Source organism: Streptomyces sp. NPDC029138, from assembly GCF_055564375.1.
In genome coordinates this window covers 22,152-34,768 of sequence record NZ_JBVHWM010000014.1, presented here as the reverse complement: position 1 = coordinate 34,768, position 12,617 = coordinate 22,152, and the positions used below count along the sequence as shown (strand labels likewise).

Genomic DNA, 12,617 nt, shown 5'->3' with positions numbered 1-12,617 from the left:
TACGGCCCGCCCGGCGAGCCGACCGTATACGGCCCGTTCACGCCACCTTCCGTTCGGCGTACTCCGCGATCTCCACCATGGGCGGCCGCTCCTCGGTGTCCACCGAGTAGGTGCGCGGCTCGAACCCGTCCTCGCCCCGCTCGAACTGGGTCAGCGCGGGCCGGACCAGATGGCCGCGGGCCAGCCGGAGCTGTGCGGTGCGGTAGATCGCGGCGGCCATCCGGCCGAGCGCCTGCCCGTCCTGGTGCCGGTGCTTGCGCACCCCCACGTCGACCTGGGCCAGCGCGTCCAGGCCGACCAGGTGCAGCGCGTCCACCAGCATGCCCAGCTCCACGCCGTAGCCCACCGGGAACGGCAGCTGTTCCAGCAGGGAGCGGCGGGCCGCGTACTCGCCGCCCAGCGGCTGCACGAACCCGGCCAGCTGCGGCCAGTGCATGTTCAGCAGCGGGCGGGCCATCAGCTCGGTGACCCGGCCGCCCTGCCCGGCGCTGCCGCCGAGCGGGCGGTCGTACATCGCCTTGACCAGGTCGACGTCCGGATCGGTGAGCAGCGGGCCGACGATCCCGGAGACGAAGTCGGAGGAGAACTCCTTCAGGTCCGCGTCGATGAAGCAGACGATGTCCCCGCTGGTCACCAGCAGCGACCGCCACAGCACCTCGCCCTTGCCGGGGACGGCCGGCAGGCGCGGCAGGATGGTGTCGCGGTGGACGACCCGGGCGCCCGCGCGCGCGGCGACCTGGGAGGTGCGGTCGGTGGAGCCGGAGTCGACGACCACGATCTCGTCGACGAGCGGCACCTGCTCCACGAGGTCGTGCCGGATGACCGCGACGATGTCGCCGACGGTCTCCTCCTCGTTGAGCGCGGGCAGCACGACGCTGATCGTCCGGCCCGTGCGCTGCTTGGCTGCGAGGATCTGGTGCAGCGGGCGGGCGGCCACGGACCAGGACCGGGTGGTCAGCCAGCGCTCGACTTCTTCCAGCACAGTCTGTGGCTCCTCACTCGTGTCTCGCGGTTCGGACGGCTGTCTCAACTGTCCCGGCCGTCGGTTACAGTCTTGAACAACGCCGGTGACCATCGCATGTCGGGGGTCCTGTGCGTTCTACAACCGCATACCGCTCATCCAGAGGGGCAGAGGGACACGGCCCGATGAAGCCCCGGCAACCCCCCTGATCCGGACCCGTTCACGCGAGGCTCCCGGCCAGGGAAGGTGCCAATTCCGTCTCACGACGAGATGCGTCGTGAGGAAGATGAGGAGAAAGGGCCTCGCCTCCATGGCTGTGCAGACAGTTGCAAGCACCAGCGAATCCACCGTCGACCTCGGCCCCGCCGCTGCCCTGAGCTGTCGCGAGTGCGGTCATCGGGTGCCGCTCGGCCCGGTCTTCGCCTGCGAGGAGTGTTTCGGCCCGCTGGAGATCGCCTACGACTTCTCCGCCTACGACACCGAGGAACTGCGCCGCCGTATCGAGGCGGGCCCCGCGAACATCTGGCGCTACGCGCCCCTCCTGCCGGTCCCGGCGGACGTCGCCGACAAGCCGAACATCAACCCCGGCTGGACCAAGCTCGTCAAGGCCGACAACCTGGCTCGCGAGCTGGGCGTGACCGGCGGTCTGTACGTGAAGGACGACTCCGGCAATCCGACCCACTCCTTCAAGGACCGGGTCGTGGCCCAGGCCCTGGAGGCCGCCCGCGCCTTCGGCTTCACCACGCTGTCCTGCTCCTCAACCGGCAACCTGGCCGGCGCCGTCGGCGCCGCCGCCGCCCGCGCCGGCTTCCGCTCCTGCGTGTTCATCCCGCACGACCTGGAGCAGGGCAAGGTCGTCATGGCCGCGGTCTACGGCGGTGAACTCGTCGGCATCGAGGGCAACTACGACGACGTGAACCGCTTCTGCTCCGAGCTGATCGGCGACCCGGCCGGCGAGGGCTGGGGCTTCGTCAACGTCAACCTGCGGCCGTACTACGCGGAGGGCTCCAAGACCCTGGCGTACGAGATCTGCGAGCAGCTCGGCTGGCGGCTGCCGGACCAGATCGTGGTCCCGATCGCCTCCGGCTCCCAGCTCACGAAGATCGACAAGGGTCTCCAGGAGCTGATCAAGCTGGGGCTGGTCGAGGACAGGCCGTACAAGATCTTCGGCGCGCAGGCCGAGGGCTGCTCCCCGGTCTCCACCGCCTTCAAGGCCGGCCACGACGTCGTACGGCCCCAGAAGCCGAACACCATCGCCAAGTCCCTGGCCATCGGCAACCCGGCCGACGGGCCGTACGTCCTGGACATCGCGCGCCGCACCGGCGGTGCCGTGGAGGACGTGACGGACGCGGAGGTCGTGGACGCGATCAAGCTGCTCGCGCGGACCGAGGGCATCTTCGCGGAGACCGCCGGCGGCGTGACCGTCGGAGTCACCCGCAAGCTGCTCGAGGACGGTGTGCTGGACCCGGCGAAGACCACGGTCGTCCTCAACACCGGCGACGGCCTGAAGACCCTGGACGCGGTGGCCGGGACCGGCCTCACCGCCACCATCCGCCCGACCCTGGACTCCTTCCGAGAGGCTGGCCTCGCATGAGCGTGACCGTTCGCATCCCCACCATCCTGCGCACCTACACCGGCGGCCGGGCCGAGGTCGCCGCCGAGGGCGCGACGCTCGGTGAGGTCATCGCCGACCTGGAGAAGAGCCACACGGGCATCGCCGCGCGCGTGCTGGACGACCAGGGCAAGCTGCGCCGGTTCGTCAACGTCTACGTCAACGACGACGACGTCCGCTTCGAGCAGGGCCTGGACACGGCGACCCCCGACGGGGCCGGCGTCTCGATCATCCCGGCGGTCGCCGGCGGCTGAGCCGGCGGATTCGCACGCTCATTACCTTCGGTAACGGCGGTTACCGACCGTTCATCCGATTGCCCCCTCCGTGAGAGAAGCGGAGGGGGCAATTCTGTGTGATTGAGCGCGGTAGAGTTGGGGAACACGGTCGCGGCCTTCGGGTCGCGGGCCCTGGATTTCATGCCGCACGCCCGACAAGAAGTAGCCAAAGTATGCGGGTTCTCTGCGGCTTTTGTGGCTTTTATGGGGCCCGACTTGCCCTGAAGTCGGATGAATTCTCACCAGATTCCGGACCGCTCGCGTCCAGAATTCTCGTCCGATTGACCTGTTGCAGACGGCAGTTGGACAGATACATTCAGCCGCGGTCGACGCGTTCCGGCGCACGCCCCCGTCCCATGGGGGGTGAGGTCTGACCCGGGTTCGCGAAGTGCGGATCTGTGCAAGGGCCAGTAATAGGGGAGTTAGGCATGGCTCAGGGCACCGTCAAGTGGTTCAACGCGGAGAAGGGGTACGGCTTCATCGCGGTCGACGGTGGTGCGGACGTCTTCGTCCACTACAGCGCCATTCAGATGGACGGCTACCGCACCCTGGAAGAGGGCCAGCGGGTGGAGTTCGAGATCTCGCAGGGCCAGAAGGGCCCGCAGGCCGACATGGTTCGCCTCAGCGCCTGAACGTTTCTTGTCCGAAGGGCCCGCACCTCGCAGAGGGTGCGGGCCCTTCGCCGTGCCCCGGTTCCGCTGTTCGCGTGCGGCTGACGGGGGCCCCGCACCCGCCGAGGCGCTTGCACTCGACCATGCCGAGTGCTAATCATTGGCGTTAGCACTCTGAAGGTGAGAGTGACAGCGAAGGACCGGGTCGGTGAGGCCCGCGGGCCGGGTGGGGCAAGGAACCACCAGGCCGGCGAGCCGTCCGTCGCGGGCGCGGGCGCGGTCCGAAGGAATCACCCCCAGTCCTGGAGGGACCACTTCACATGGCCAAGATCATCGCGTTCGACGAGGAGGCGCGGCGCGGCCTCGAGCGCGGCATGAACCAGCTCGCGGACGCCGTGAAGGTGACGCTCGGCCCCAAGGGCCGCAACGTCGTCCTCGAGAAGAAGTGGGGCGCCCCCACGATCACCAACGATGGTGTCTCCATCGCCAAGGAGATCGAGCTCGAGGACCCGTACGAGAAGATCGGCGCCGAGCTGGTCAAGGAAGTCGCCAAGAAGACGGACGACGTCGCCGGTGACGGTACGACCACCGCGACCGTGCTCGCCCAGGCCCTGGTCAAGGAGGGCCTGCGCAACGTCGCCGCCGGTGCCAACCCGATGGCTCTGAAGCGCGGTATCGAGAAGGCCGTCGAGGCCGTCTCCGCCGCCCTGCTGGAGCAGGCGAAGGACGTCGAGACCAAGGAGCAGATCGCCTCCACCGCGTCCATCTCCGCCGCCGACACCCAGATCGGCGAGCTGATCGCCGAGGCCATGGACAAGGTCGGCAAGGAAGGCGTCATCACCGTCGAGGAGAGCAACACCTTCGGTCTGGAGCTGGAGCTCACCGAGGGCATGCGCTTCGACAAGGGCTACATCTCCGCCTACTTCGCGACCGACATGGAGCGCATGGAGGCGGTGCTCGAGGACCCGTACATCCTCATCGCCAACTCCAAGATCTCCTCGGTCAAGGACCTGCTCCCGCTGCTGGAGAAGGTCATGCAGTCGGGCAAGCCGCTGCTGATCATCGCCGAGGACGTCGAGGGCGAGGCCCTGTCGACCCTGGTCGTCAACAAGATCCGCGGCACCTTCAAGTCCGTCGCCGTCAAGGCCCCGGGCTTCGGCGACCGCCGCAAGGCCATGCTCGGCGACATCGCCATCCTCACGGGCGGCGAGGTCATCTCCGAGGAGGTCGGCCTCAAGCTGGAGAACGCGACCCTGGACCTCCTGGGCCGCGCCCGCAAGGTCGTCATCACCAAGGACGAGACCACCATCGTCGACGGTGCCGGCTCCTCGGAGCAGGTGGGCGGCCGCGTCAACCAGATCCGCGCCGAGATCGAGAACAGCGACTCCGACTACGACCGCGAGAAGCTCCAGGAGCGCCTGGCGAAGCTCGCCGGCGGTGTCGCGGTCATCAAGGCCGGTGCCGCCACCGAGGTCGAGCTGAAGGAGCGCAAGCACCGCATCGAGGACGCCGTCCGCAACGCGAAGGCGGCCGTCGAGGAGGGCATCGTCGCCGGTGGTGGCGTGGCCCTGCTCCAGGCCTCCCAGGTCTTCGAGAAGCTGGAGCTGGAGGGTGACGAGGCGACCGGCGCCAACGCCGTGCGCATCGCCCTGGAGGCCCCGCTGAAGCAGATCGCCGTCAACGCCGGCCTGGAAGGCGGCGTCGTCGTGGAGAAGGTGCGCAACCTGACCCCGGGTCACGGCCTGAACGCCGCGACCGGCGAGTACGTCGACCTGGTCGCCGAGGGCATCATCGACCCGGCGAAGGTGACCCGTTCCGCGCTCCAGAACGCCGCCTCCATTGCCGCGCTGTTCCTCACCACCGAGGCCGTCATCGCCGACAAGCCGGAGAAGGCCGCGGCCCCGGCCGGCGGCGGCATGCCGGGCGGTGACATGGACTTCTGATCGACCTGACGGTTGATCGCCTGTCCCACGGACCGAGGGCGGCACCCCCAGCTTCTGGCTGGAGGTGCCGCCCTCGGGCGTTTGCGGGCGTGGGGCGGGAGGGTGTCCGGTATCACGTGAGGGGCTCCGGGCCGGACCGGGACGCGGGCCGCTGGGCAGTGTTTACTTAAGACACTGCAACAATGCGTGCGCACATACCAGTTGGTTCACCCCGTCCATTCACGAGGAGCCCCCCACGTGACCGTCACCACGCCCGCCGCCTCCCGCGCGGCCCGCGTCCTGTCCCGCCCGATCGCGCTGAACGGCCTCACCGTCCCGAACCGGATCGTGATGGCGCCCATGACCCGCATGTTCTCCCCGGGCGGCGTCCCGGGCGACGACGTGCGCTCGTACTACGCCCGCCGGGCCGCCGCAGGCGTCGGCCTGATCGTCACCGAGGGCACCTACGTGGGCCATCCGTCGGCGGGCCAGAGCGACCGCGTCCCGCGCTTCCACGGCGAGGAGCAGCTGGCGGGCTGGGCGAAGGTCGCCGAGGACGTGCACGCGGCCGGCGGCACCATCGTCCCGCAGCTGTGGCACATCGGCATGGTCCGCAAGCAGGGCGACGCCCCCTTCCCGGACGCGCCCGCCGTCGGCCCCTCCGGCCTGGAGACCGCCGGTGCCGAGCCCACCGGCAAGGCGATGACGCAGGCGGACGTGGACGACGTCATCGCCGCGTTCGCCGAGGCCGCTGCCGCCGCTGAGCGCATCGGCTTCGACGGCGTGGAGATCCACGGCGCCCACGGCTACCTCCTCGACCAGTTCCTGTGGGCGGGCACCAACCGCCGTACCGACGCGTACGGCGGCGACCTGGTGGCCCGCAGCAAGTTCTCCGCCGAGATCGTCGCCGCCGTGCGTGAGGCGGTGTCGCCGGACTTCCCGATCCTCTTCCGCTACTCGCAGTGGAAGCAGCAGGACTACACCGCCCGGCTCGCCGAGACCCCCGAGGAGCTGGAGGCCGTCCTGACCCCGCTCGCGGCGGCCGGTGTCGACGCCTTCCACGCCTCCACCCGCCGCTACTGGCTGCCCGAGTTCGACGGCTCCGACCTCAACCTGGCCGGCTGGACGAAGAAGCTCACCGGCAAGCCGGTCATCACCGTCGGCTCGGTCGGCCTCGACGGCGACTTCATCAACGCCTTCCAGGGCGAGGGCTCCCCGGTCAAGGGCATCGACAACCTCCTGGACCGCCTGGAGGCCGACGAGTTCGACCTGGTGGCCATCGGCCGGGCGCTGCTCCAGGACCCGGAGTGGGCGGCCAAGGTGCTCTCCGACCGGTTCGACGAGCTGAAGCCGTACGACGCGGCGGCGCTGAAGACCCTGAGCTGACCGGGGCTCCTCCGGCGGCGGGCCGCTACAGGTTGCCCATCGGCTCGATGTCGACCCGCACCGGCGTCCCCCACACCCGCAGCACCTCGTAGTCGGTGAACTCGTGCACGAGCCGGTACGCCATGGCGGGCCGGGACCCGCGCCGCTGGGCGGCGAGATACGCCTCCGCCTCGTGCCGGTCCCGTCTCGGCGTCCCGCACAGCTGCCACTCCTGGCCGTTCCACAGCTCCGGCAGCCACCGCTGCTGGGCCTGCGGACGGTCACCGCGCACGCCGTACCGGGAGGGGGCGGAGGGAACCGGCTCGCCCGGCCGGGGCCTGCTGCCCTGGAACTCCGACCGCCGCGCGGCCCGGCGCCGGGTCTCGCACAGCAGGCACAGGTCGGACGCGCTCTCGTCCACGGGGCCCTGCGGGTGCTCGGGGCAGCGGGTGGCGGGCGCGGCCGTCGTGACGGTGTCGTCCAGCAGGTCGAGGGCCCGCCGCAGGTCATCCTTGATCTCGTGCAGCCGGGCGTCCGGCGTGTCGGCGGTCAGGGCCTCCCCGTGCTCCCCGAGCAGCCGAAGAGCCCGTCCGAGGGCGGTGAGCTGGGCGTGATTCATATCGGTGGATGCCTCCTCCCCACCATGGTGCCCTGACCGCACGGTCCGTCAGCGTGCCGTGTGGGTCAGCGCGGTGCGCAGGTGGCCGCCGGACTCCTCCAGGAGGCGGGCCGCCGTCGGGCCGTCGACGCCGGCGAGGAGGGCCAGGACGGCGTGCTTGACCTCGCCGCCGGTCTCCGTGAGCGCCTTCTCGATCTCGGCGTCGCTCGCGCCCGTGGCCTGCGAGACGATCCGGTGGGAGCGGGCCCGGAGCTTGTCGTTGGAGGCGCGCACGTCGACCATCAGGTTCCCGTACGTCTTGCCGAGCCGGATCATCGTGATCGTCGAGAGCATGTTCAGCACCAGCTTCTGGGCCGTGCCCGCCTTCAGCCGGGTGGAGCCGGTGATCAGCTCCGGGCCCACGACGACCTCGATGCCGTGCTCCGCGGCGGCGGCCAGCGCGCTGTCCGCGTTGCAGGCCAGGCCGATGGTCAGCGCGCCGAGCGCACGGGCGTGCTCGACGGCGCCGACCGCGTAGGGCGTGCGGCCGGAGGCGGAGACGCCGACCACGGTGTCGTCCGGGGTGAGCTTCAGCGCGTCCAGGTCCCGGCGGGCCAGCTCCTCGGAGTCCTCCGCGCCTTCCACGGAGGTGACCATGGCCGCGGGGCCGCCCGCGATCAGGCCGACGACCTGGTCGGGGTCGGTGTTGAAGGTGGGCGGGCACTCGGAGGCGTCCAGCACGCCCAGCCGCCCGGCGGTTCCGGCACCGGCGTAGACGAGCCGCCCGCCACGGCTCATGCGCGCGGCGACCGCGTCGACGGCGGCGGCGATCCGCGGCAACTGCGTCGCCACGGCGGCGGGCACGCCCGCGTCCTCACCGTTCATCAGCCGGGCGATGTCGAGGGTGGGCAACCGGTCGATCTCGGCGAGTTCCGGACGGAAGGCCTCGGTGGTCAACGAGGCCAGCTGGTCGCGCAGGTCGTGAGAGGTCATAAGGGCGGCTCTCTCCGGTGACTTTTCGATGGGGGGTGGTGAACCTTCCTACCGCTCCTTCCTACCGTCTACCGCGACCCGCTCCGGTGCCGATGAGCCAACGCCTCGTAGGACGCGGCCAGCGCGGGCGCCGCCGTCTCGTACGTCCGCTGCGCCACCCCCACGAACAGGCAGTCCACCACCAGCAGCTGACTCGTCCGCGAGGACATCGCGGCGGGCCGCAGCTCCGTCTCCCGGGACGTCGACGTCGTCAGCACGAGGTCGGCGTACTGCGTGACCGGCGAGTCCGGCCGCCCGGTGATGGCCACCGTCGTCGCCCCGCGCTCGAAGGCCGCCCGGAGTGGCTCGATCACGTCCCCCGTCGACCCGGAGTGCGTGATCGCGAGGGCCACGTCACCCGAACGGAGCTGCACCGCGTTGGTCACCGCGAGATGCGGGTCGCTGTGCGCGTGGGCTATGAGCCCTATCCGCAGCAGCTTCTGGGTGAGGTCCTGGGCGACGAGCCCGGACGCCCCTATGCCGTACACATCGGTGCGCCGGGCGGCGGCCAGCGCGGTGACGGCCGCGTCCAGCTGGACGGTGTCGAGTCCGGCGGCGGTGTCGGCGAGGGTCTGCTGCTCCTCGTAGGCGAGCTTGGTGACGACGTCGGCGATGGGATCGTCCACCGCGATGTCCGTCGTGATCGCGGGCGCGCGCCCGGACTGCTGCTGGGCGGCGAGCCCGGCGAGGGCGAGCCGCAGATCGCGGTAGCCCGGATAGCCGAGCAGCCGGGCGGTGCGCACGACCGTCGCCTCGCTGGTGCCGGTGAGTTCGGCGAGGCCGGTGACCGTGAGGGCGGCGCAGCCGGCCGGGTCACCGGCGACGGCCTCGGCGACGCGCTGCATGGACCGGGTCATGGACGGGGCGAGCGTGCGCACCTTGGCGGCGAGCGATCCGCCCGGGCTGCCGAAAATTTCCTTCACGTCCTGGGTCACGAATGAAAGATATTTTCGGTTCGGTGTCGCGGTCAAGAGTGCGCACAATGGGGGGCATGGACCCCATCAGCCCCCTGGAGCAGTCATTGCACGCGGCCCGCGCCCGGGTGATCGCGGACCTGGTCGCGGGCGAGGTCGCGGAGGCGGACGTGGTCTCGCTGGTGGAGGACTCCATCGCCCAGCGGCGCTGGTGGGTCGAGCAGTGGCCGGACGGCGCGGCCTTCGTGGCCGGGCTGGTCGCCCAGGACGTGCAGGACGCGCTGCTGGAGCGGTACGGCCGCTGGCCGCTGTGCCCGGTCTGCGGCTCCGGCGACCCGCACGCGCTGGACGTGGAGCCGGAACTGGGCCCCGATCCGCACTGGGTGTGCCACAAGGCCGGCGTGAAGGTCGCGTCGGTGGGCTCGCTGGGGTCGGCCACACGCGGGATGACGTCCTCGTGAGGCGCCGGTGACCGTCTACATCGACCCGCCGACCTGGCCCGGCCACGGGCGCATGTGGTCGCACCTGGTCAGCGATGTGTCGTACGACGAACTCCACCTGTTCGCCGAGGGCCTGGGCGTCTCCCGCCGGGCCTTCGACAGCGACCACTACGACGTCCCGTCCCACCGCTACGCGGACGCGGTGGCGGCCGGCGCGGTGCAGGTCAGCAGCCGTGAGGTGGTCCGCCTGCTGTGTTCCGCCGGACTGCGCAGACGCAAGGGGCGTCAGGCCCGGCGGACGTAGAGCCGGAGCCCGGTGCCCATGTCGTACTCGTCCGTGGCGGTGCGCTCCTCCTCCACGGTCGCCCGGGTGAAGCCGGCCCGGGTCACCACGCGCTGGGAGGGCAGGTTGGCCGGTTCGATCGTGGCGATGACCGTGTCGACGTCGTCCCGGGCCAGCGCCCACTCGGTCAGGGCGCGCAGCGCCTCGGTCGCGTAGCCGTGGCTGCGGGCGCCCTCGACCAGGTCGTAGCCGATCTCCACCCGGCGCTCGTCGTCCGGGGCGCCGTGGAAGCCGATGCCGCCTATCGCCCGGCCGTCCTCGGGCCGTACGAGGGCGAAGACCCCGAACTCCGGGCGGTGCACACCGGCTTCGTACGCCTTCATCAGATGGGAGCAGGCCTCCCGGGTGCCCTCGTACGGACCGTCCTCCAGCCAGTCGAAGCCGCCGGTGCCGCCGAGGCGCAGATCGTCGGCGACGGCCGGGCGGATGCCGGTGAGGGTGACGCGTTCCGCGGGGATGACGAGGTTGTTGTACCAGGTCCAGTCGGTGACCGGGGCGCGGCCGGGCAGCTCCCCGCGGCCGGTCGCCCACAGCAGGGTCGGCCAGGGCGCGGAGCCGGGCTGGACGTGCGGGAAGAGCCAGGTCAGGACGGATGCGGCGAGGTCGGCGGGCGGCTCGAAGGGGAGGCCGAGGCCCCGGGCGATGTCGTGGGTGTGCAGCAGGGCCTCGGCGACACCCATCGCGGCGAAGCCCTCGCGGTCGGCGCTGCCGAAGTGGACGGGGTGGAAGGCGCGGACGCCGTGCGGGGCGGTGCGGACGGCGGCGGCGAGCAGGGCGCCGGTGGCCTCGATCACCTGGAGCAGGCCGGCGTTGTCGGTGCCCTCGGGCAGGGTGATGCCCAGCGGGAGGCGGTCCTGGGCGCGGCCGGCGAGACGGCTCGCGTACGCGGCGAAGTCCTCGGCGATGTGGAACGCCGTGGTGCGGCAACTCCAGTCCAGGCCCCCGGCGTTCACCGCGTCCCAGTCCTGGTCCAGTGCCGTGCGCAGCGCCGCCGTGCAGCTCGCGACGGCCGCCTCCACCTGATCCCCGCTCATCGTCCGCATGCGCGCACAGTACGGCGGCGGCGTGCTCAGGTCGACAGCATTTCCAGCTCGGACGCGAGGTTGTAGCGGGCGGTGGCCTCCCAGTGCTCCCGGCCGTACGGGGTGCGGTACAGCCGTGGCAGATCGAGGAGTTGACGCAGAATCGCCGAACGGCCCTGGCGGAAGGCGTCTCCCGGCACGAAGTGGTACTCCTCGCGGACCTCGGCGGTGTAGACCGCGTACGCCGACGGGGGCGCGGCCAGGACCGCGAGGTCGGCGTCGCACAGCACCTGGCCGTCGCGGTCGTCGTCGGCCGGGTCGTGGGTGACGGTGAGCCGGACCAGCCGGGCCACCTCGGCCGTCTTCGCGTCCGGCACGCCGGCCTCGGGCAGGGCGCGCTCGGCCAGCCGCGCGGACCGCTCCTCGTTCTCGGAGCGCTCGGGGAGGTAGACCGCGTCGTGGAACCAGGCGGCCAGACGGACCACGTCCGGGTCGGCCGCGTACTTCTCCAGCGCGTCGACGTGGTCGAGTACGGCGGTGAGGTGGGCCACCGTGTGATAGCGGCGCTGCGGCTCCTGCCAGCGGGCGAGCAGGTTGTCGGCGTAAGGGGCGGGGTCGGGGCCGCCGCCGGGGGCGCGGACTGCTTCGAGGGCGCGGACGAAACGGAGGCGCAGGGCGTCGAGGTCGGCCATGCCTCCCATTCTGTCCGGTGGCGGGGACGCGGGTCGCCGGTCGGTCCGTCCGGTGGCGGTCCCGTGCCGGCTGCCCGTCCGTTTCCCGCGTGACGGCCGTCCCCCGGCGCCCCTAGCGTGATCTCCATGACTGAGATGCTGGAAGTGCGCGATCCCGAACTCCCCGGGCGGCTGCTGGCCGCCGAGCGCGACGCCCTCGTACCGCTGCTGCGGTCCCGGCCGGACGCCGACTTCGCGCTGCCGACGGCCGGGTGTCCGGGCTGGACGGTGCGGGAGGTGCTGGCGCACTGTTCCGCCGGGCTGATGCGGGTGGTGGAGAACCGGTTCGAGGAGGGCGTGTTCTCGCCGGAGTCGAACGACCGGGACATCGCGGAGCGGGCCGACTGGACGAACGCGCGGATCGTGGACGAGCTGGAGCGCGGGATGACGGAGGCCGGACCGGTGATCGCCCGGACGGACGGTTCGCTGGACATGATCGCGCTCGGCGAGTGGGTGCACGCCGGGGATGTGCGGGAGGTGCTGGGCGCGCCGGGGGCGTACGCCGGGGCCGGGCTGCCCCACGCGCTGACCCTGCTGGCGCGGATCACCCGGCACAAGGAGCACGTGCCGCTCCACGCCGACCTGGACGACCTGGACGAGCCGCTGCGGCTCGGCGCGGTGGCCGCGGGCGGCCCGCCCGCCCGGTACATCGGCGACGCGGCCACGCTCGTACGGCTGTACGCGGGACGGCCGCTGAACGGGGCGGCCTACGAGCTGGCGGGGACCCGGGAGGGCGAGCTGAACATCTTCGGATGAGTGGCGCCCCCGGGCAGGCGTAGTCTTGAATTGGA

Annotated in this window: 14 protein-coding genes and 1 riboswitch; of the genes, 8 read left to right on the top strand and 6 right to left on the bottom strand. The window is 71.4% G+C overall.

Annotation, left to right across the window (positions count from 1 at the left end; genetic code table 11):
- Positions 1–37: 37 nt before the first annotated feature.
- Positions 38–982, bottom strand: coding sequence for a glucosyl-3-phosphoglycerate synthase (locus ACZ4WH_RS14820; RefSeq protein WP_468180284.1), 945 nt, complete (start codon positions 980–982; stop codon positions 38–40).
- Between the two features lie 131 nt (positions 983–1,113).
- A riboswitch (SAM riboswitch) is annotated at positions 1,114–1,254 on the top strand.
- A 17-nt stretch (positions 1,255–1,271) separates the two neighbouring features.
- Between ACZ4WH_RS14820 and thrC the strand changes: the two genes are divergently transcribed.
- The 5 genes from thrC to ACZ4WH_RS14795 all read left to right on the top strand — a co-directional run bounded on the left by thrC (position 1,272) and on the right by ACZ4WH_RS14795 (position 6,767).
- Positions 1,272–2,555: a threonine synthase gene (gene thrC, locus ACZ4WH_RS14815; RefSeq protein WP_468180282.1), complete on the top strand. Its 1,284-nt coding sequence runs from the start codon at positions 1,272–1,274 to the stop codon at positions 2,553–2,555.
- The gene (locus ACZ4WH_RS14810; RefSeq protein ID WP_468180280.1) at positions 2,552–2,827 is read left to right on the top strand and encodes a ubiquitin-like small modifier protein 1; all 276 of its coding nucleotides are present in this window, start codon (positions 2,552–2,554) and stop codon (positions 2,825–2,827) included. Before thrC ends, ACZ4WH_RS14810 begins: the two co-directional genes overlap by 4 nt.
- Before the next feature lie 449 nt (positions 2,828–3,276).
- Complete coding sequence (locus ACZ4WH_RS14805; RefSeq protein ID WP_004929928.1) at positions 3,277–3,480, top strand: cold-shock protein; 204 nt, start codon at positions 3,277–3,279, stop codon at positions 3,478–3,480.
- A gap of 299 nt (positions 3,481–3,779) precedes the next feature.
- Entirely contained in the window at positions 3,780–5,402 is a 1,623-nt protein-coding gene (gene groL / locus ACZ4WH_RS14800; protein WP_468180278.1) for a chaperonin GroEL, read from the top strand.
- A 237-nt stretch (positions 5,403–5,639) separates the two neighbouring features.
- A complete protein-coding gene (locus ACZ4WH_RS14795) occupies positions 5,640–6,767 on the top strand; it encodes an NADH:flavin oxidoreductase (RefSeq protein WP_468180276.1) in 1,128 nt (375 codons plus the stop codon).
- 25 nt (positions 6,768–6,792) lie between these two features.
- Here the strand turns inward: ACZ4WH_RS14795 and ACZ4WH_RS14790 are convergent, their stop codons facing one another.
- The 3 genes from ACZ4WH_RS14790 to ACZ4WH_RS14780 form a co-directional block, all read right to left on the bottom strand.
- Complete coding sequence (locus ACZ4WH_RS14790) at positions 6,793–7,365, bottom strand: hypothetical protein (RefSeq protein WP_468180274.1); 573 nt, start codon at positions 7,363–7,365, stop codon at positions 6,793–6,795.
- Between the two features lie 48 nt (positions 7,366–7,413).
- The gene (murQ, locus tag ACZ4WH_RS14785; protein WP_468180272.1) at positions 7,414–8,337 is read right to left on the bottom strand and encodes an N-acetylmuramic acid 6-phosphate etherase; all 924 of its coding nucleotides are present in this window, start codon (positions 8,335–8,337) and stop codon (positions 7,414–7,416) included.
- A gap of 68 nt (positions 8,338–8,405) precedes the next feature.
- Positions 8,406–9,311, bottom strand: coding sequence for a MurR/RpiR family transcriptional regulator (locus ACZ4WH_RS14780; RefSeq protein WP_468180270.1), 906 nt, complete (start codon positions 9,309–9,311; stop codon positions 8,406–8,408).
- A 56-nt stretch (positions 9,312–9,367) separates the two neighbouring features.
- Here ACZ4WH_RS14780 and ACZ4WH_RS14775 point away from each other — a divergent pair, with 56 nt between their 5' ends.
- The gene (locus tag ACZ4WH_RS14775; RefSeq protein ID WP_468180268.1) at positions 9,368–9,751 is read left to right on the top strand and encodes a hypothetical protein; all 384 of its coding nucleotides are present in this window, start codon (positions 9,368–9,370) and stop codon (positions 9,749–9,751) included.
- A gap of 7 nt (positions 9,752–9,758) precedes the next feature.
- Positions 9,759–10,034, top strand: a complete 276-nt coding sequence (locus tag ACZ4WH_RS14770) for a DUF4031 domain-containing protein (RefSeq protein ID WP_468180266.1) — start codon at positions 9,759–9,761, stop codon at positions 10,032–10,034.
- On the opposite strand, the gene ACZ4WH_RS14765 is transcribed toward ACZ4WH_RS14770, so the two are convergent.
- Both ACZ4WH_RS14765 and ACZ4WH_RS14760 read right to left on the bottom strand, forming a co-directional pair.
- A complete protein-coding gene (locus ACZ4WH_RS14765) occupies positions 10,016–11,116 on the bottom strand; it encodes a GNAT family N-acetyltransferase (protein WP_468180264.1) in 1,101 nt (366 codons plus the stop codon). The genes ACZ4WH_RS14770 and ACZ4WH_RS14765 overlap by 19 nt on opposite strands.
- Before the next feature lie 26 nt (positions 11,117–11,142).
- Positions 11,143–11,787, bottom strand: a complete 645-nt coding sequence (locus tag ACZ4WH_RS14760; protein WP_468180262.1) for an HD domain-containing protein — start codon at positions 11,785–11,787, stop codon at positions 11,143–11,145.
- Positions 11,788–11,922: 135 nt separating this feature from the next.
- On the opposite strand from ACZ4WH_RS14760, the gene ACZ4WH_RS14755 reads away from it, so the two are divergent.
- Complete coding sequence (locus ACZ4WH_RS14755; RefSeq protein WP_468180475.1) at positions 11,923–12,582, top strand: maleylpyruvate isomerase family mycothiol-dependent enzyme; 660 nt, start codon at positions 11,923–11,925, stop codon at positions 12,580–12,582.
- The last annotated feature ends 35 nt before the right edge of the window (positions 12,583–12,617 follow it).